The organism is Kaistella yonginensis, assembly GCF_030409525.1.
GTDB lineage: Bacteria > Bacteroidota > Bacteroidia > Flavobacteriales > Weeksellaceae > Kaistella > Kaistella yonginensis.
Map to the genome: position 1 here is coordinate 1 of NZ_JAUFQB010000057.1, position 20,194 is coordinate 20,194.

The 20,194-nt window shown below is 34.2% G+C and carries 18 protein-coding genes, 2 tRNA genes and 1 pseudogene; 2 read left to right on the forward strand and 19 right to left on the reverse strand.

The genetic code is table 11. The features are described from left to right. Nucleotides 1-271: 271 nt before the first annotated feature. Nucleotides 272-1,048, reverse strand: a complete 777-nt coding sequence (locus tag QWY78_RS11570; RefSeq protein ID WP_290219964.1) for an XRE family transcriptional regulator — start codon at nt 1,046-1,048, stop codon at nt 272-274. 61 nt (nt 1,049-1,109) lie between these two features. Here QWY78_RS11570 and dinB point away from each other — a divergent pair, with 61 nt between their 5' ends. Both dinB and QWY78_RS11580 read left to right on the forward strand, forming a co-directional pair. Further along, nucleotides 1,110-2,252 carry a DNA polymerase IV gene (gene dinB, locus QWY78_RS11575; protein WP_290219966.1) on the forward strand — a complete coding sequence of 381 codons (1,143 nt, stop codon included), beginning with the start codon at nt 1,110-1,112 and terminating at the stop codon, nt 2,250-2,252. 7 nt (nt 2,253-2,259) lie between these two features. Beyond that, the gene (locus QWY78_RS11580) at nt 2,260-5,322 is read left to right on the forward strand and encodes a DNA polymerase III subunit alpha (protein ID WP_290219968.1); all 3,063 of its coding nucleotides are present in this window, start codon (nt 2,260-2,262) and stop codon (nt 5,320-5,322) included. Between the two features lie 92 nt (nt 5,323-5,414). Here QWY78_RS11580 and QWY78_RS14895 read toward each other — a convergent pair. The 18 genes and pseudogenes from QWY78_RS14895 to QWY78_RS11665 all read right to left on the reverse strand — a co-directional run. Beyond that, a pseudogene (locus QWY78_RS14895) lies at nt 5,415-5,546 on the reverse strand (site-specific integrase); the annotation flags it as partial. Further along, entirely contained in the window at nt 5,542-5,709 is a 168-nt protein-coding gene (locus QWY78_RS14900; RefSeq protein ID WP_435389068.1) for a TOTE conflict system archaeo-eukaryotic primase domain-containing protein, read from the reverse strand. The pseudogene QWY78_RS14895 and the gene QWY78_RS14900, both read right to left, overlap by 5 nt. Before the next feature lie 18 nt (nt 5,710-5,727). After that, nucleotides 5,728-6,459: a Qat anti-phage system TatD family nuclease QatD gene (gene qatD, locus QWY78_RS11590; RefSeq protein ID WP_290219969.1), complete on the reverse strand. Its 732-nt coding sequence runs from the start codon at nt 6,457-6,459 to the stop codon at nt 5,728-5,730. Next, nucleotides 6,456-7,823, reverse strand: a complete 1,368-nt coding sequence (gene qatC, locus QWY78_RS11595) for a Qat anti-phage system QueC-like protein QatC (RefSeq protein WP_290219971.1) — start codon at nt 7,821-7,823, stop codon at nt 6,456-6,458. The genes qatD and qatC overlap by 4 nt, the downstream gene beginning before the upstream one ends. 2 nt (nt 7,824-7,825) lie before the next feature. Next, the gene (locus QWY78_RS11600; protein WP_290219973.1) at nt 7,826-8,566 is read right to left on the reverse strand and encodes a Qat anti-phage system associated protein QatB; all 741 of its coding nucleotides are present in this window, start codon (nt 8,564-8,566) and stop codon (nt 7,826-7,828) included. 2 nt (nt 8,567-8,568) lie between these two features. Beyond that, entirely contained in the window at nt 8,569-10,467 is a 1,899-nt protein-coding gene (locus QWY78_RS11605; protein WP_290219975.1) for a KAP family P-loop NTPase fold protein, read from the reverse strand. Nucleotides 10,468-10,481: 14 nt separating this feature from the next. Next, a complete protein-coding gene (locus QWY78_RS11610) occupies nt 10,482-11,510 on the reverse strand; it encodes a PDDEXK nuclease domain-containing protein (protein ID WP_290219977.1) in 1,029 nt (342 codons plus the stop codon). A 317-nt stretch (nt 11,511-11,827) separates the two neighbouring features. Beyond that, a complete protein-coding gene (locus QWY78_RS11615; protein ID WP_290219979.1) occupies nt 11,828-13,084 on the reverse strand; it encodes a site-specific integrase in 1,257 nt (418 codons plus the stop codon). A 247-nt stretch (nt 13,085-13,331) separates the two neighbouring features. Then, a tRNA-Asp gene (locus QWY78_RS11620) sits at nt 13,332-13,405 on the reverse strand. A 69-nt stretch (nt 13,406-13,474) separates the two neighbouring features. Further along, nucleotides 13,475-13,548, reverse strand: a tRNA-Asp gene (locus tag QWY78_RS11625). 130 nt (nt 13,549-13,678) lie between these two features. Further along, nucleotides 13,679-13,996: a thioredoxin gene (trxA, locus tag QWY78_RS11630; protein ID WP_290219981.1), complete on the reverse strand. Its 318-nt coding sequence runs from the start codon at nt 13,994-13,996 to the stop codon at nt 13,679-13,681. Between the two features lie 69 nt (nt 13,997-14,065). Further along, the gene (locus tag QWY78_RS11635; RefSeq protein WP_290219982.1) at nt 14,066-15,241 is read right to left on the reverse strand and encodes a cysteine desulfurase family protein; all 1,176 of its coding nucleotides are present in this window, start codon (nt 15,239-15,241) and stop codon (nt 14,066-14,068) included. Between the two features lie 39 nt (nt 15,242-15,280). Further along, nucleotides 15,281-15,868, reverse strand: a complete 588-nt coding sequence (locus QWY78_RS11640; protein ID WP_290219984.1) for an HAD-IB family hydrolase — start codon at nt 15,866-15,868, stop codon at nt 15,281-15,283. 29 nt (nt 15,869-15,897) lie between these two features. Then, the gene (locus QWY78_RS11645) at nt 15,898-16,623 is read right to left on the reverse strand and encodes an SDR family NAD(P)-dependent oxidoreductase (protein WP_290219985.1); all 726 of its coding nucleotides are present in this window, start codon (nt 16,621-16,623) and stop codon (nt 15,898-15,900) included. Nucleotides 16,624-16,694: 71 nt separating this feature from the next. Next, nucleotides 16,695-18,008 carry an FAD-binding oxidoreductase gene (locus QWY78_RS11650; protein WP_290219987.1) on the reverse strand — a complete coding sequence of 438 codons (1,314 nt, stop codon included), beginning with the start codon at nt 18,006-18,008 and terminating at the stop codon, nt 16,695-16,697. After that, nucleotides 18,005-18,892 (reverse strand): decaprenyl-phosphate phosphoribosyltransferase, encoded by an 888-nt coding sequence (locus QWY78_RS11655; protein WP_290219989.1) that lies wholly within the window; start codon nt 18,890-18,892, stop codon nt 18,005-18,007. Before QWY78_RS11655 ends, QWY78_RS11650 begins: the two co-directional genes overlap by 4 nt. An 87-nt stretch (nt 18,893-18,979) precedes the next feature. Continuing rightward, nucleotides 18,980-19,672, reverse strand: a complete 693-nt coding sequence (locus QWY78_RS11660; protein ID WP_290219990.1) for a YiaD family glycine zipper/OmpA-like lipoprotein — start codon at nt 19,670-19,672, stop codon at nt 18,980-18,982. 15 nt (nt 19,673-19,687) lie between these two features. Continuing rightward, on the reverse strand, nt 19,688-20,170 hold the full coding sequence (locus QWY78_RS11665) for a lipocalin family protein (RefSeq protein WP_290219992.1): 483 nt from the start codon (nt 20,168-20,170) through the stop codon (nt 19,688-19,690). Nucleotides 20,171-20,194: the final 24 nt, after the last annotated feature.

Genomic DNA, 20,194 nt, shown 5'->3' on the forward strand with positions numbered 1-20,194 from the left:
TTTAAAAATAGTAAAAAAGTTATTTCCGAAAATTTTTTTTGAGCTTTAAGGGCTCAAAATTTTTCAGAATAACTTTTCAACTTACACAGTTAGTGGGACACTACCAATGAATGATAAAAATAATTCCTCATTTAGTATTAAACCCGAAATATTACTTTCAAGATCTTGAATCGTTTTTTTCAAATCCCCTATCATTCCTTTTAAATGAACGTGATCCGGCATCAAGGGTTTAAACTTTGGGGAAAACCTGATAGTATTTCGATATTAAATCTTAACCTTGCCTTGAAAGTTTATGATCAATCTTCTTAATATCTTGCTTTAATTCTAAAAATAAACCTCTAACATTTTGCCCTGAAAATTCTTCTGCATCAAATTCTTCAGTATTGATGCTGCACGCAAATTCCCAAATTTCTTTAATTTCAATCAAAGGTATTTTTAGGGGTTCATAAAAATTATTATCCGATTTCACACAAATGAAATTGCCTTCATGAAACTGAAATCTTTTATAAATAATCCCATCATTCATGGTGATAAAAACATAGGTTTTATCGGTTTTTAGATCGGCTAAATTTTCAACATATTTCCCAACAATGTAAGTTCCGTCTTTATACGGCGGCATCGAATCTCCACTTGCAGGGAAGGCACGGTATTTTCCGTTTCTAAGAAATGGTAAAGAAATGGTTTGCAAACTTTCAATATAATCAGGATCGCTGTAACCATTCAAGTAACCCATCGAAGCTTTTTGCGGAATAATTTCAATTTGATTATTCCCGGAAATATCTACCGTTATCGGGACTAGAATACGATTATCAGGAAGATTGAGCATATCTTCCAAAGGATACTTTCTAAGATCTACCCCAACCAAAAGATCAATACTAATACTGTAATACTTTGAAATTCGCATTAAAATTTCAATCGGTGGTTCGGAGCTTCCGTCCTCGTATTTTGCATATCGACCTCGTGTAATAAAAAGCGTGTCTGCAATTTTTTGTTGGGAGAATTTTTGATTCGTTCTCAAAAAGCGCATGTTATCGGATAAAATTGACATTGTTATAATTTATAGCAACAAAGGTAATTAAATTTGATACAAATAGTGATAGTTTTGTAAAATGAATCGTGCAATTGTACATATGGATTTGGACACTTTTTTTGTTTCCTGCGAAAGATTTAAAAACTCCCAATTGGAGAAATTACCTGTCATCATCGGAGGTGGAGACCGTGGTGTGGTAGCATCTTGCTCTTATGAAGCGAGATATTTTGGAGTTCGAAGTGCAATGCCCATTAAAATGGCATTAAGATTATGCCCAGAAGCAAAAGTGATTAAAGGTGATATGGATCATTACTCCAATATGTCCCATTTGGTCACCGAGGTTATTCAGGAAAAAGTACCAGTATTGGAAAAAGCGAGCATTGATGAATTTTATTTGGACCTTTCGGGAATGGATCAGTTTTTTGGTTGCTACAAATGGACAAGCGAAATTGCTGATGCCGTAACAAAAAATACAGGATTGCCCATAAGCTTTGCTTTATCAACGAATAAAACGGTTTCCAAGATCGGAACCGGAGAATCTAAACCGATCGGGAAATTTGAGATTAGAGAACAGAATATTCAATCTTTCTTAAATCCATTATCGGTAAAAAAAATTCCTATGGTTGGGGCTAAAACCTTTGAACTCTTTTCAAGATTGGGTATCAAAACGATTCAAACGCTTTCTGAAATACCTGTTGAGGTATTGCAGCAACTGATTGGAAAAAACGGAAGTGTACTTTGGGAGAAAGCTCATGGAATTGATGAATCGCTTGTTATTCCCTACTCCGAAAGAAAGTCAATCTCTAAAGAAAATACCTTTTCAGAAGATACGATTGATGTTCAGAATATCAGAAGTTTTTTATCTGGAATGGTAGAACAGTTGGCTTTTCAGTTAAGAACAGAAAAATGGCTGACTTCAACGATTGTTGTGAAAATTAGGTATTCGAATTTTGATACGGAGACTAAGCAGTGCAGAATTCCTTATACATCGGCGGATCACACATTGCTCAGGTATGTTTTAGAACTTTTCAAAAAAGTATATACCAGACGAATGAGAATTCGATTGATTGGGGTAAAATTCACCAGTTTGGTACACGGCTGTCATCAGATGAATCTTTTTGAAGATACAGAAGAGTTGATTTCGTTGTATCAAACAATGGATAAAATTAAAAACCGATTTGGTACTGCAAGCGTAGGAAGAGCATCTGGTTTATTAAAATAGTTGGAGTATGTTTTTGAATTGCCATTCCTATCACAGCCTTCGATATGGGACTATTTCTGTTGAAAATTTGGTTCAACAGGCGCTTGATTATCATGTCAAAACCTTGGCTTTGACGGATATTAATACGGTTACGGGGATTTATGATTTTTATAAATTATGTACTGCAAATAACATTAAGCCCATCGTTGGCGCTGAAATTCGGGTTGAAAATGAGTTGTATTATATCTGTTTAGCAAAGAATCAAAAAGGGATTGCAGAAATCAACAGGCTTTTAACGGCATCCAATTGTGATGGAATTTCAATTCCTAAAGCAAATCCCGAGTTTGAAAACACGTTTGTTATTTATCCTTTGCAGAATATTCCTGAAAAATTATTGAATCATGAATTTATAGGAATCAGACAAGATGAATTAAACCTGTTGATACAACCTCAACTGAAAACATGGGTTCACAAGATGGTTATTCTACATCCTGTTACTTTTAAAACTGATGAAGAATATGAATTGCATCAAATTTTAAGAGCAATAGACTCTAACACGCTCATCACCAAACTTTCAGAGGGTGATTATTGTAAAGAAAGCGAAACATTTGTGAACAAAAAGCAGCTTTTAGAAAAATACAAATATCATCCACAGATTATTGCGAATACCAAATTCGTGGTCAATGAATGCAATTTTGATTTTGATTTTTCGACCCCTAAAAACAAGAAGCATTTCACCGACAGTAAGGAAAATGATTCTAAACTCTTGCGCCAATTAGCTTATGAAGGACTGAGCAAAAGATATTCAGCAGATCATCTTCAAGCGAAAGCAAGAATAGAAAAAGAATTAGCGGTGATTGAACAATTGAATTTTTGCGCCTATTTTCTGATTACTTGGGATATTGTTCAATATAGCAATCGTATGGGATTTATGCACGTGGGACGAGGAAGCGGCGCGAACTCCATTGTCAGTTACTGCATCGGAATTACGGATATCTGTCCCTTGGAACTGGATTTATATTTTGAAAGGTTTTTAAATCTTAATCGGAAAACACCGCCTGATTTTGACGTCGATTGGAGCTGGCAAAACAGAGATGCAATTTTAGAATACATTTTCAATAAATATGGAAAAGATCATGTAGCATTCTGCGGAACGAATGTGGAGTTTAAGTACAAATCTATTTTTCGGGAGGTCGGGAAAGCATTTGGACTGCCAAAAGAAGAACTGGATGTACTGACCAAAAAGCCGATGGATCAACATGATGATAATTCGGTATTCAGATCGGTTCATCAATATGGGAAACTTTTAGAAAAATATCCGAACCAAAGAAGTATGCATTCTTGTGGAATCTTAATCTCTGAGGAACCCATCACCAATTATTCAGGGTTGGAAATGCCGCCCAAAGGTTTTCCGATTGTACAGTTCGATATGCATACGGCTGAGGAAATCGGTTTGGAAAAATTCGATATTCTATCACAGAGAGGATTGGGTACCATCAAAGACACCGTAGAACTCATCAAAGAAAAAAGAGGAATTTGCATTGATATTAAAGACACTACGCTTTCAAAAGATGAAACAAAATGCAATGAATTTTTGAGCATCGGAAAAACCATTGGCTGTTTTTATATTGAAAGTCCTGCGATGCGAGGATTATTAAGACGATTAAAATGCGATAATTATAAGGTTTTGGTAGCTGCTTCTTCCATCATTCGTCCTGGAGTAGCGCAAAGCGGAATGATGAAGGAATATATTTTCAGGCATAATAATCCCACCAAGTTTGAATATTTTCATGATGTATTTAAAAAAGAATTGGGGGAAACCTATGGCATTATGGTTTATCAGGAAGATGTAATTAAAATTGCGCTTCATTTTGGTGGTTTATCTGCACCTGATGGTGATGTTTTAAGAAGAGCAATGAGTGGCAAAGGCAGATCACTATCGGCATTACAAAAAGTGAAAGATCATTTTTTTGAATCCTGCAAAGCACTCGGACATCCCGAACAATTATCAAAAGAGGTTTACCGTCAGATTGAATCTTTTGCAGGATATTCTTTTTGCAAAGCGCATTCGGCATCTTATGCCGTGGAAAGTTACCAGAGTTTGTATTTGAAGGTTTACTACCCTATTGAATTTATGGTTTGTGCCATTAATAATGGTGGCGGATTTTACCGAACCGAAGTGTATGTTCACGAAGCAAAAATGTCGGGTGCGACGATTCATAATCCGTGCGTGAATTTCAGTGAATTCAAGACCACCGTTTATGGAACTGATCTGTATTTAGGATTAATGCACATCGAAAAAGTTGAAGGGAAATTGGCGGAATTAATTCCTGAAGAAAGAAAGGAAAATGGCGATTATAATTCTTTAGACAATTTTGTAAAAAGAATTCCTATCGGTATTGAAACCTTACAGATTTTGATTTTCATCGGAGCATTTAGATTCACAGGAAAACAGAAACACGAATTGCTAATCGAAGCCCGATTTATTTTAGGAAAACATAAAGCAACTTTCAAACATCCCACGTTATTAGATGAACCACAGAAAAACTATCAACTCCCAAAAATAGAAAGAAATCCATTTGAAGATGCGTTTGATGAAATTGAGATCTTAGGATTCCCTGTTTCATTCAACCCTTTTGACCTCTTACAAACCCGATACAGAGGGAGCGTCATGGCTAAAGATTTAGCAAAATATCATAAGCGACAAGTGAAAATGTTGGCGTATCTGATTTCCAGAAAACATGTTCCCACAAAAAGAGGAACGATGTTTTTCGGAACCTGGATCGATGCCGAAGGTAAATATTTTGACACGGCTCATTTTCCGAATTGTTTGGAACAGTATCCTTTTCAAGGTGGTGGCTGTTATTTGTTGTTGGGAACGGTGGAAGTGGACTTCCATTTTCCAACAATCACCATTCATAAAATGGCAAAAATGCCTTTTATACCCGATCCCAGATATTCGATGGATAAAGAAAAATCTCTAGAAACTGCAAGAAACCTACAAGAAGACGTAAGTATGACGCATAGAAAACCTTATCCCCAAGAACATGAAATTGGATTGCCAAGAAATAAGTTTTCTGTGCAGAATTAAAGAGACATGGCTTTCCAAATTCTTTGCAATTTTTTGGATGCTTTCTTTTATCAAAAAACATCAACACTAACCAACTACCTGAAAACTTGCTGTCACATTCTTTTTATCAACAAATTTTTTTTCAATAGTATCATGTCTTCGCTTAGTTTTTTGTCTAAGATTTTTGCATAATGCTGGGTGGTCTTAATACTTTTGTGACCAAGCATCTTGCTTACACTTTCAATGTAAGCTCAACTTGAAAGGATGACAATGATATGGGTTGTAATGATAAGCGGGAATGTAACCTGCTGCTTTTCCTGATTTTTCCCAACGGATGTAAAATACTTCTTCGCGACCTTGAAATAGGGTATGAAACGAGTTGATGTTGTCAGAAATAGATTCATTCATATTAAAAAAGCACCTTGTTTATTTTAAACGCTTAATAATATTCTGAAAATTTGACCAAATTATTTTTTTTACTTCATCACTACTTATCATCCATTCTTCAGCTAGAAAGGTAATGACAGGTTGTATTTGGCCAGGCTGGATAGGTAATTCATTTTCAGAAATGAATGGACCATCAGTTTCTGTCAAAATAAATTCTTTAGGAATTTTTGATATAATCTTCTTACCTGATATAGATTTTACCATTGCAGGATTAATAGAAAAAAAATAACCAGCTTCTACAATAGCATCAATCAAATTTAGCCCACCGGAATACCAATGGAAAATTGCGGACTGTATATTGTTTTTTACTAAAAGCTCTAAAACTTCTTTCTCCGCTTTTCTGGAATGAATACTTAAGACTTTTTTTTGTCCAGAAACTACATTTAGTATTTTTGAAAAAGTATCTATTTGAATTTCTTTTGTAGTAATACCCCCTTTGGAGAAGTCTAAACCAATTTCACCAATGTATGATGTTTTATTAATGTTCTTTAGAAATAAATTGAATTCCTTTTTGTGTGAATCTGCCATTAAGGGATGCATTCCTAAAGCTAATCTTATTTTTTTCAATGATTGAAAATGAGCATATCCCATTTCGAAATGGCTTGGAAGATTAGTCATTGCTAATACCGATATATCAGCTTTTACGCAATCCTGTAATTTTTTTTTTGGATTCTGGTATAGATCTATATGGCAGTGTGTATCAATAATCATCTTATCCCTAACTCAGATTTTACAAATCTATTTCCTTTTTCTCTAAATAATTCTAAAACTTCTTCTCTAGACCTTAATACCATATTTGCATATTGTTCAAGATTATCAATCTCAATATTTCCATTCACCAACAAATCTCTTTTCATTTTTTCCAATGAAATATTTCTTTTTAGATAGCTGATTAATGCGGGTAAATCTTTACTATAATTTCGTGAATTGGCTTTAGTAATAAAATTACCATAGTGGTTTTCATTATCTAATCCTGCTTTATTTAACGCTGATCTTCTATAAATACAGGGCATACATATTCCACACTCTTGAATGCCAGTCTTTACTTGCCAATTTTGCTTTCTGCCTCTTTTGCCGCAAGAAACCGAATCTTGAAAAACGCCTTGTATAAATGTTTGGTTAGTACATTCAATAAACATTTCCCCTTTTGTCTTAAAAGTATAAGGATTATGTATTATAGTAGATAACCCCAATTCAGTAAGCAGTTCTTGAGTATTTTTTAAAACATAAGGATGGGTCGTTCTGGTACTCAAAGAACTAACTCTTGATGGGGTCAATGGATAATTGATTGAAATTGTTCCATTCTCAGGAATTATTAATTCATCAATCGGAGATAGATAACACCCTAATCCAATGAAAAATAGCGAGCGGCTACGATAATTGTTTTCTATCGTTACTCTGTTGCCGTCAGTATCTTTTCTTGACAATGCCAATTTTGACTGTACCCAATATGTTTTATTCGGATATTGAGTTATTAAATGTCTCAGTAACTTTGTTTGGTCTCCATTCGGACCCGGTGATTTAGAATCAAAATGAGAAACTAAAAGTATTTTTTCATTATTTCTAAGCTTTTCTAATTCATCAATTACACCGATTAAAGAATCTAATCCGCCTGAGAACAAACTTACAGATTTTATTGAATCCATTTCATAGGTTGGTGGGATTTTTCTTCTTCTTGATAAAGGGCGCGGATAATAAAGCGAATCTTGTGTGTTTTGCCTAAAATTAACAATCCAATTATCTCCCGTTAAGAAATCTAATATTTGTTTCAATTTTTCTTCTTTTCCATTCCAAACAGATAGATTATTTACAGGAAGTTCTATTTCTATGTCTCTTGTCCAACCATCATTTGAATAAATAGCCCTACTAAGTAAGTTGTCAATACCGTACACTATTGCTGATATAAGAAAGAAATCAAATTTCACAGATGTGAAATCATTTGTAAAATCAAAAACTCTTTCATATTGTAAAAAAGACAATGGTACTTTTCTTTCTATTCCGTTATCTGTATAACAAAGTTTCAAATCTGAAAACTTGCCATAATCTGCATCATCAATGATTATTTTTACTCTCATAATTATTCAAATACTGTTAATATATCTTGTTGAATATTTTTTATAAGTTTATCAGCTTCATCAGAACTCCAATCAATGTTTTGCAATGGGTTTCTTTTGTGCATATCACCAACTCGTTCAACTATGAAATTTTTAATTTGATTGAAAAGATTATTACAATCACTTTCATTCTTACTTTTTATTAGATTTTCATAGAACCATTTTGACAAAAGTTCATTAACATAATACCCGAAATATTTTATTATTACATCTTCCAAAGTATTGGTTGTAAAAGTTTCTTGCAAAAAAGTTTGTACCTCATCAATGGATTCAGCTTGTCCCATTAGTTCTTCTAACAATAATCTTGTAGCTTCTTTCGCGGCATTATCATCAATTGAAGTTGCACTACCAGAACAATATTCAATCAGGTGGTTAATTACATCACCAACTGTTTTATTATCAATATCTGTTAATCCGGTAGATTCAAGTGTCTGTCTAATATTATTACCGGAACTAATAAACTTTGAAAAAACTCCCCCGATTTTCTTTGCAGTTCTGATACTACTTTTTCCTCCTGCCTTTGAACCGCCACGTCCGCCTGCTGATGCTCCACCCAATGCTGATACAAAATGTCCCATAATATTTTGTAGCTTCTGGGCAGGAAGAACAGAAGAATCACAATTTGAGGTAAGCGAAGAACTTAGTGTACCCCAATTCGGAACCATTGAGTGTTTTACATCAGAAAATGATTTAGATGTTCCCATTTTTATTTTTTTAGATTATATGCCTTACTTGCTCTTGATTTTCCATCTTTGAAATAATCATTTAAGAATTCCCCAAATTCAGGTTCTGATTTAAAGTCTGCTAATCTTGTAGCAACCGCAGGTTCAATATCTGATACACTAATTATCTTAAGAGTCTCAATATAATTATAAACGCTGTTTTCAATTTGACCCTCTGTCATTGCATTGAAAATGTCATAAAACCGCTTTTGCTGAGGATTCCTTTTCAAATTTGAAGTTAGAAGATTGAAAAACGCATCTTTTTCAATATCACTAAAAGGTTGATACTTTTCAGAGAGTAAAGATTTCGTAACTGTAGCCGTCATATTTTCAGGCAATAACTCATTGAACAATGCCCTTACTACTGGTGGAATCATACTGGTTGCAGTGATAGAATTTTCTAACTTATCACGAGCAATCCAGTAATAATCTCGTAAATCAACTCCTGATAACAAAGGTTCTATTTGAAACCATTTTATTATTTTGGGTTTACTCCATTCTTTAAAATCTGTCTCTTTTATTTCCGAAATAACATCATCAATTCCTTTCTCTTTAGATAGAGCTTCAATCTCTGTTATTTCTTTTGGTACTCCGTCTTGGACAATTTGCCATTCAAATAATTTCTTGAATAACTTGGGTTCAGAATATTCAAGTATCATCATTTTTGCAAGAACGGCATCATTAAAAGTTGTTAACGATGCTACTTCTGCAAGCCTCTTTCTGATAGTATAAGTATTTAGAAACCGTTTAATTTGTCGGGGATTTCCATACAAGCTATTTGTGAGTAAGGGAACTAATGAAGGAATCGTAATTACATTATCTTTCACTTTCTGAAAATCTTCAGCTTCTAAAACCTTCTCAAAATTTGAGAGTCCAAATGCAGAATATTTATTAGTTAATCTATATTTCTTAAATTCATCAATTACATTTTTAAACTTAATTTCGTTTATTTCTTTTTTACAGATAAGCATTGATATATAAGTTTCAACCTCTGATTCAGAAAGTCTTGGTAAAGAATAAGGCAGTTGAATTAATTTTTCTAAGTAATCAATTACAATCCTATTATTGTCTTCTTCAATTTCTTTGTTATTCTTATATTTATGTTCAATCGCATATTTTACAATTCGAGGATCTGCTCCAATAATGAATGCTGTTTTAGGAACATTTAGAAAAAGTTTAATCGCTTCAAGATTTTCAATAATTCTTTCAGGACTACATCTATCTAAATCGTCAATAATTACAATTAGTCTTTTAAAATTTGTTGCTTCTAGTAGTTCCGAAAAGTCTGTTCTAAATTCCGCTACTGCATTTGTAGAGTTTTTATTTTCTTCTTTTCCTTCTTTTACAAAAGCGTTATATATTTCCTTTCCTTCTTCTGATTGAAGTTTTTCAATTATTTTTTCTGGATTATCTCCCCATTCTGTTAGCTTCTGAATTGCGTAAGGAACTAAGCTTAGTCCTCCTGTAAAATATGCAGAAACAGCAGGTAGAGCAACATTTTTCATCACCATACCAGCACCACGCATCCAATCAACAGATTTCCAAAGCTTTTTTACCTTTTCTTTTATCGTGTCCTTTATTTCAGCGGAAATTTTTTTGTTGTTTTCCAATTCTTTGAGAATTGAATTGAGCAATGCAGCTTTAGCATCATCATACCCCTCAAAAGTCCATCCATTAAAATATATGCAGAGAGAATCTTTATCATCTTCCTTATCAAATTCTTCTTTTACAATTTGCAAGATGCTAGATTTTCCACTTCCCCAATCGCCAAAAACACCTATTGTAATAGGCAGAACAGATTCGTCATTAATAATATTGACTAACAAATCTGCATGTACTTTAAATCCTAAAAGGTCTTCTGATGTTTCGTTATCTGCCCACATAGTTTTCTATCTCTTTATTGTGTATTAGTATTATTTTCGTCCCCTTTATCCTCAAAACTCTCCAACTCCTTACTCACTTCATCCAGTAATTGTTCTTCAGTTGGTAAATACAATTCATATTGGCTTGCGACAATCTGCTTCTGATTTTCAGGTAATGTGAAGCGTACAACTGCATCGTTTTTGTTGGCACAAAGCAAAATCCCGATGGTTGAATTTTCACGTGGCAATTTTTCTATACGGTCATAATAGTTTACATACATCTGCAACTGTCCAATATCCTGATGTGTGAGTTTATGTGTTTTGATTTCGATAATGACAAAGCATTGCAGTAAGCGGTTGTAGAAAATTAAATCTGCAAAGAATTCATCGCCTTCAATATGCATTCTTTTCTGCCTAGCCACAAATGAAAAACCGTTGCCTAACTCCAACAAAAAATCCTGTAAATGTGTGATAATAACATTTTCTAAATCTCTTTCGTAATAAGATGCTTCTCTTTTCAAACCAAGAAATTCTAAAAACATCGGGTCTTTGATGATTGCTTTGGCATCGGATGGTTGCTTTTCGTTTTTGGCAATCGCCAAAACACTTTCTTTGTCATTACTCAACAAAAGACGCTCATACAAACTGCTGTAAATCTGTCTTTCCAACTGTCGAGAAGTCCAATTGTTTTTTACAGTTTCGCCAATATAAAACTCTCTTTTGTCCTCATTGTCAATTCTTACGAGTGATTTATATTGCGTCCAGCTCAATTGCGAACGCAGTGCGTTCGCAATTGGGAATGTGCGATAAAACTGCCGAAATAACTCAACTTGTCTCTTAGAATATCCACTTCCATATTCAGGTTCTAATTCTTTCGCAATGTACTGGGTAAGATATTTTCCATAATCAGCACGGTCTTTCCCTTGCTGTTCTTCTTCAAAAATACGTTTACCAATATTCCAATACATCAAAGTTCGCTGATGATCAACGGCGCGAATAGCATTGTCCTTTGACTGAGTAATAATGGTCTTTATATCATTTATTACAGATTTATTTACAAGCATTATTTAGATATGAAATTTAAACTTAAAGAGTTTATAAAATTATGAAAAGAAAGTCAGATAGCATTATTTAAAATTCCGAAAATCAAGTGAAATGAAAAAAACAATAGATCTGCATTATATCCTTTACAAATTCACTAACAGAATGAAAAGGAGATGTGTTATAATTAAAATTAACAAGTCTGTCTACTGTATTTTCATAACAACTTATTGCAAGAGAGATAAAAACAACTATTAAATATAATTTAATACCTTTAAAATATTATCAATATCTGTTAATAAATGGTCTGAACATAGTTTCTTGAGGTCTCAGAAAACCTTCAACACGAACCAATTACCTGAGAATTTGCTGCCACCTTCTTTTTATCAACAAATTTTTGTTTCAATAGCATCATGTCTTCACTTACTTTTTTGTCTAAGATTTTTGCATAATGCTGGGTAGTCTTAATACTTTTGTGACCAAGCATTTTACTTACACTTTCAATAGAAACTCCATTGGATAAAGTAATAGTTGTGGCAAAAGTATGACGGGCAATGTGATAAGTTAATTCTTTGTTGATACCACATAAGTCTGCAATCTCCTTCAAATAAGCATTCATTTTTTGATTGCTAAGAATAGGTAGTAGCTTTCCATTATTCACACATACAGGATGATTTTTGTATTTTTGAATGATTTGTTCAGTTTGAGAAAGCAGAGGAATATTAGAGGTCGTTTTAGTTTTCTGACGTTTGGTATAAATCCACTGAGATCCGTCCAATCCCAAATTGATATTGTGATAGGTGAGTTCTTTAGTATCAATATATGCCAATCCTGTGAAACAACTGAAGAGGAAAATATCTCTTACCAAAGACAATCTCTCATTTTTAAAATCTTTAGTAAAAAGCACCTCTATTTCCTTTTCATTGAGAAACATTCTAGTTACTTCATCATATTTCGATTGATAATTCATAAAAGGATCTCTTTCCATCCATCCATTTGCAAGGCAAATACGAATAATTTTACCAAAATTTTTGATATACTTGACAGCAGAATTATTATTACAGGACTTTTCGGTTCTTAAAAACAGTTCAAAATCATTCAGAAAAGCGTAATTTATTTTCTTAATATCAATGTCTGAAATATTATACTTCCATTTCAAAAACTCTTTGGTATGTTTTAGAGTGGTTTTATAGCGGATTAATGTTCCAGGAGCGAACTCCTTCCCTACAAGCTTTTCCATTCGATCATTATGGTCCTGAAAAACCGGAATAAGTGTTCTTGAAAGTTCTCCTCTACCTAATAACTTGTTTTTAAGCGCTTCACAAGTCACCGTTTCTTTATCTCTCATCAATTCGTGATAAATATTGTAAACTTTCTGCTCAAATGTTTTTAGATAAAAATTAAGCGACTTGCTTTCTTCTGAAGAACCACTCACCTTCTGCATCGCAGAATTCCATTTTAAAGGATTTACAGTACGCTTTGTACTGATTTCGGATATTTTACCGTCAATGGTAATTCGTAAATAAATAGGAGCTTCTCCCGTAGAATTTATTTTGGCTTTTTTTACATAGAAAAGTAAATTAAAGGTCTTGTTCATATTGTGTGGTTTTAAGATTTAAAATTAACCTTAGTAAAACCTAAGCACAAGATGTTCAGTTGCTGAACTAGCTTCTGAACATGGTTTATCTGAATTTCCAGTGACCTATTTTAACCTGTTTCAACAGGTCACTGAATAGGTCACTTTCAGATTGTGCTTTTTTAACTCTTTTTGAACACCCATAAAACAAAAAAAGCTTTAAAACATATGTTTTAAAGCTTTTTGTACTACTTTGATATTGTAGTTGCGATCCGGACGGGATTCGAACCCGCGACCTCCGCCGTGACAGGGCGGCATTCTAACCAGCTGAACTACCGGATCAATTTTTTTGAAAAGTATTGATAAACTTTTATACTGATTTTTATAAAAGGGGTGAAATTTATAAAAAAGCGATCCGGACGGGATTCGAACCCGCGACCTCCGCCGTGACAGGGCGGCATTCTAACCAGCTGAACTACCGGATCATTAGTTTGCAAAGAACGTCTTTCTTTTTGGTGAGTGCAAAAGTACAATATTAATCAGACTCTGCAAACAATATTTAAAAAAAAATGCTTCCCTAATTAGGAAAGCACTCATTTTCAAGCAATTTATTTTTTATAAATGTGCAGATAATTTTTCAGCGATCACTTCTTTTGGTGCAACGCCTACAATTTTATCTACTACTTCTCCATTTTTGAAAATCAAAACAGTCGGAATATTTCTGATTCCGTAGTCTACAGAAACTTGTTGGTTGTTATCTACATCTACTTTTCCTACCACTGCTCTTCCTTCGAAATCTGTCGCTACTTCTTCGATAATTGGACCCAAGGTTCTACATGGTCCACACCATACTGCCCAAAAATCTACCAATACGGGTTTATCTGAATTTAAAACCATTTCCTGAAATGATTGATCTGTAATCTCTAATGCCATTTTTATATATTTTTAATATTAATTTTTAGTCTACAAATTTACAACAATATTGCCAATTAACCTTCTTGTCTATCTATGTTCGCTATTTACTTTTTCTATTTGAAAACTCGTCGTAATTTCTACCAACGCTTCAACCAAGGTATCAATTTCTTCTTTTGTTGTAAAGTGGCTAAAAGAAACCCGTAAAGGAGTCGTATGATCCATCTCTTCTTCATCCAGCACCATCATCATTACCATCGACGGTTTTGCGGCGCCAGATGAGCAGGCGCTTCCCTGTGAAATAGCAATTCCCTTCATGTCTAATTTCAGGCCAATCATTGGATCTTTAAAAGGTAACAAAACACTCAAGACTGTGTATAAACTGTGTTCCATTTCGGCGCTTCGTCCGTTGAATTTTACACCTTCAATTTCCTTTGAAAGTTGATCAATTGTATATTGCTTGATTTCTTTAATATGATCAGCGTAACTGCTCATATTTTTTAAATATATTTCTAATGCTTTTCCTAAACCTACGATTCCGCACACATTTTCTGTGCCTGCGCGCAAACTTCTTTCTTGTGGACCACCGGTAATAATGCCTTTTAACCCGGAAGCTTTTCTGATATAAGCAAAACCACTCCCTTTCGGACCGTGAAATTTATGGGCGCTACAAGACGCAAAATCAATGGGAATATCAGAAAAATCTAAATCCATATGCGCCATTGATTGTACGGTATCAGAATGAAATAAGGCATTGTTTTCTTTACAAAGTATGGCTACTTTTTTAATATCCAGCAAGTTTCCTATTTCATTGTTGGCGTGCATTAAAGTAACCAAGGTTTTTTTGTCTGAGCTCTTTAAAAGATTTTCTAACTGTGACAAACTTACATCTCCCTTTTGATCAGGACGAAGATAGGCAACCTCAACTCCGTTTCTTTTCTTCATGTCTAAAACCGTTTCTGCAACGCACTTGTGTTCGATGGGCGAGGTAATAATTCGCTCGACATGCAAATGATTAACACAAGATTGGATAATCATATTATTGGACTCGGTTCCACACGAAGTGAAAATGATTTCCGCAGGTGTCACTTTCAGATAATTTGCAACATCTCTTCGTACATTTTCGATAAGGATTTTAGCTTCCTGCCCAAGACTATGCGTAGAAGATGGGTTACCGAAATTATTCTTCAACACCTCTACCATGGCATCTATAACCTCCTCGGAGAGCGGCGTTGTGGCAGCATTATCCAAATAAATTTTATTCATTTTGACTTTTTATTTTTAGATTTTTTTCAGAGTTTAAAATTAATGAAAAAATTTAAACTGACCTTCATCTGCCCAATCCAACATTTCTTGATCCCCGGAAGTATCTCCAAAAGCGATGGTCTTATCGTATTTTTTTTCGTTAATTGCTTCTTTAATTCGGTTTACTTTTTCAAGGCCATTGCAGTTCTTTCCTACAAATTTGCCGGTAAAAATGTTATTTTCAAATGCTGCTTGCGTTGCCAAAAGCTTCATCCCGAATTTTTCTGCAAATGGTCTCACCCAAATATCTAGGGAAGCAGAAACAATATAGCAATCTGTTTGTGAATGATCGATATTCTTAATAAAATCCAAAGCGTTTTCTCTGAAAATTTCTGGGTAATATTGATCAAAGAATTGCTGAGATTTTTTCTCAATTTTCGATTTGGTTTGTCCTTTAAGAACAGAAGAAACAAAACTCCTCTTCACTTTATCAGCTTCTAAAAGGTTCATTTTCAACAATATAAAAAGTGGAATATGTTTAATAAACTGTATTCTAAATTTCGAAGCATCGTAAAATTGTAGATATAAAAACATGGTGTCTTTATAGGTTAAGGTTCCATCAAAATCAAAGCAATATAATTTTTTCATGATTTTTATTATCCAATTCTTTTTAGAATTTACAATTTTAATTTTTTAAAAACAAACTCAGGAATATTCCTAATAATCAACATGATAAGGCTCCAGATTGGTAAGACATAGACCACGTTTTTCTTAATTTTGTATGCTTTGTAAATATATTTTGCGGCTCGTTTTGGACTTGCTGTTAATTTTGGATTTAAGGGTAGTCCTTCGGTCATCTTCGTTGCCATAAATCCTGGTTTTACCGTAAGAACATGTACTTTCTTGGCAAATAAATAGTTTCTTAAACCACTTAGATAGGCAGTTAATCCAGCTTTTGCACTCCCGTAAATAAAGTTACTTTGGCGTCCGCGTTCGCCTGCAACGGATGAAAGAACAATCATCGTTCCTGCTCTTCTACGCTCCATTTTACTGGCAAAATAGGTTAGTACGGGAATCAACTTCGCGTAATTTACATCGATAATCTTCTCTGTGTTTCGATGTTCGTAAAGCCCTTCTTCGGTGCTTTCACCCAGATAACCTGTGGCGCAGAAAAGAAGATCCGACTCCATACCATCCAATTTTGCATAATCGATTGGGCGTAACAGATCGAGTTCGACAATCTCTGATTGTTGGACAAATTTCACTTCTAAATGTTTTGCAAATTTCTCTGTAGTTTCTTTATTTGAAGTAAAGAGGTATATTTTTGAAAATTTATCGCCGGCACTCAAAGTTTCCTCAACAAATGCCTGCGCAACTTCTGAATTGCTTCCTAAAACGATCATAGTCTATTTCTGTTATTTCTAAATGGAGAATTTTTGAACGGAATTCAAATTATTTATCACAAGAAGTTCCTTTAATTATTTTGAATTCTTTTTTGCTGCATCGAAATGAATTTAGGATTCTGAACATTTTGTAAATAATTGGTTAATGATGGTTTACTCATAGAATCTTTGGTTAAATAAATTCTTCCACCAAACTCTTCCACAATAGCATCGAGTTGCGCAACTAATTTTTTCAATTTTGAATTTACTTTAAAATCCAAGGCCAAAGTATAGCCTTCCATTGGAAATGAATTGTACGCTTGCGGATTATTTTTTCCAAATAATTTTAAAACGGCTAAAAATGATCCATTTCCGCTTTTCGCAATGGTTTCTAGAATTTTTTTCATTCCTTCTTTCCCTTGTTCTTTAGGAATAACCATTTGATATTGAATAAATCCTGTTTTACCATAAATCCTGTTCCAATCATTTACGATATCAAGCGGATAGAAAAAAGGTTCGTAATGCACAACATTTTTAACTTCTTTTTTATTTTGCTTAAAGTAATATAAAAGATTAAACAATTTCACTGTAAGATTATTCAGAACAAAATTTGGGAAATAAAAAGGGATTGAGGGTGAAATGCTTTTCTTTAATTTCAAAGCATTTACCTGTAACTTTTTGGGCAACTCATGTTTAAAAGCGTGCTCACCGCGCATCATGATGCTTCTGCCTACATTTTTATTTTTTTGCAGACAATCAATCCAGGCTACATTATAAGTCCACGATTCACTTTCATCAAATAATTTAAAAATTTCATCTAAATTTTCAGCTTTGATGCTTTCTTGGCGAATGTAGGAGCTTTCAATATTTTTCAATTTGAATTTTGCCGAAAGTATAATGCCGGTAAGTCCCATCCCACCTATGGTTGACCAGAATTTTTCAGGATTCTCTATACGGGAACATCGCAGAATTTCTCCTTTTTCATTCATTAAAGAAAATTCAATCACATATTCGGAGAAGCAACCTTCGGCATGATGATTTTTGCCATGCACATCAGAAGCGATGGCACCACCAACGGTAATAAATTTAGTCCCCGGCGTTACAAAAAGGAAATAGCCTTGCGGCACAATAACTTCTAAAACATCAGAAAGTAAAACCCCGGCTTCGCAGTCGATAACACCATTTAACCGGTCAAAACTGATGAATTTATTTAGTCTTTTGGTAGAGAAAATATTTTCAGATAGGGCTGCATCGCCGTAACACCTGCCATTTCCTCTGGCGATAATATCGTGATGATTGCGAACGTATTGTTGTATTTTAACAGCGGAGTCTTCGGATTTCATTTCTTTTTCCACCACTGGGAAATTTCCCCAATTCGTTACCGTCTGTTTATAATTTGGTTTCATTTCTTAAAATAAATTTGTAATAAAAACGCAGCTAACCAAAGCACCAAAGTCACTTGAATATAGCGGTCTTTATAAATAATTTTGGTAGGTGATTCGGTTCTGTTGTACACCAAAGTCTGTTGCAAATAGCGTAAAAAAGCAAAAACAACGAAGATGACCGTGTAAAAAACCCGAGGGTGAAATCGTTGCTGAACTTCTGGTGAAAGGGTAAACATTAAATAACAAACGATTGCTAAGGCACAACTTATTGAAAGTGCAATATCGGCAAATTGTACATTGTAACCATCAAGTGCTTTTCTTGTTTTTCCAGAAATTTGCGCATTAATTAGCTCACCTCTTCTTTTGCCAATTGCTAAAACCAAAGCTAAAACAAAGGTGAGCAAAATTGCCCATTGCGAAATTAAAATTCCGGTGGCATAGCCTCCCGCTAATACACGAAGTACAAATCCAGTTGAAATAATCATGACATCAACAATAGCAACATGCTTTAGCTTAAAGGTATATGCTAAATTCATGATAAAGTAAAAACCAATGATGCTGGCGAACTTCCAGAGATTTTTCGAAAGAAAATCTTGACTTAAAAATATCAATCCTCCAATAATCAGCAATAGAATTGCTAATATAATTCTGGCGGTTTGCTTGGATATAGCTCCGCTTGCTAAGGGTCTATTTTTCTTTTCGGGATGTTTTCGGTCGGACGCTATATCAGAATAATCATTAATAATGTAAATACTGCTGGCTACCAAGGAAAATATAATAAAAGCAAAAACACTTTTAACCAGTAAGTCGTAGTGCGTGATATTGCCAGAAAAAAACAGTGGTGCAAAAACGAAAAGATTTTTGACCCACTGTTCCACGCGGAGCAGTTTTAAATATTTCATCATTAATATAAAATTCAGCGGTAAAATTAGTGAATTTTAAATAAAAAAATCCGCCAAAGCGGATTTTAAAATTTCAAATTTAGTTTACTACTATTGGTTAGTAGCAGCTTCATTAATCATATCTTCATTTGCGGTAATGGCAAATTCTACTCTTCTATTTTGTGCTCTACCAGCATCGGTATCATTGGAAGCAATAGGTTCGTTTTCGCCCATTCCCATTGCAAGCATTCTACTGCTAGAAACGCCTTTCGCCATCAAATAGCTTTTAACTGCACCAGCTCTCCTTTCCGAAAGGGAAAGATTATAAGAGTCAGCTCCTTTGCTGTCGGTATGGCCATAAATATTAATGTTGGTGTCTGGGTTATTGGTTAAGACCTGAGCTAATTTATCTAAATTCGCTTTAGCAGTTTCTGTTAAGTTAGAAGAATCGAAACCGAAATTCACCATGTTTTCTTTCATGGTTACTCTAATTCCTTCGCCCACTCTCTCCACTTCTGCACCTGGCAAAGTTTCTTTAATCTCTTTGGCTTGCTTATCCATTTTGCCACCGATTACATTACCGGCAACGCCACCAACAACGCCACCTAAAACCGCTCCTAAAGGTGCGTTTTTACCTTTTCCTAAATTGTTACCAAGTACACCACCAATAATTGCTCCGGCAGCAGTTCCGATCACGGTACCTTTTTGTTGATTGTTTGAGTTTTTTACTGCTTCACAGCTCGTCATTACTAATGATGTTGAGATGAATAAAGCGGCAATATTTGTTTTGTTAAAAATTTTCATAATGTTATATTTATTTTATTGTTTCATTCCCGTTCTTGCGAAATTGTAAACCACTCGTACATTTTCACCATTAGATGGAATATTATGCTCTAAACTAAAAGAATCAGTGGTTTGGCTGATTAAATTTAAAGAATATCCTACGGTAACAGATTTGGCTTTGGAACCTTCAAGCATTTTTTTGAATTTGAATTCATTACCATTTGTTACTTCAAACTTAATTGGTTGTATAACACTTGGGCAATCTCCTCCGCCATTCATCGTATAAGACCCAGACCAATTATTTGGAATTAACCTCCAATGGCTGCCAACGAAACATTGCGCATCAGCTCCTTCATCAAATGGTTTTACCTTATAGTTCTTGTCATAGTTTACACTGGTTATTTCCCAGTCGCCTTTCATTTTCAAAAATTCAGCTCTGTCTGCTTGAGCTGTTTTTGCGGTAGAACATGAAACAGTCATCGCTGCTCCAAAAATCCCTGCTAATAATAAATTTTTCATAGTAGTATAATTATTTAATTTAGA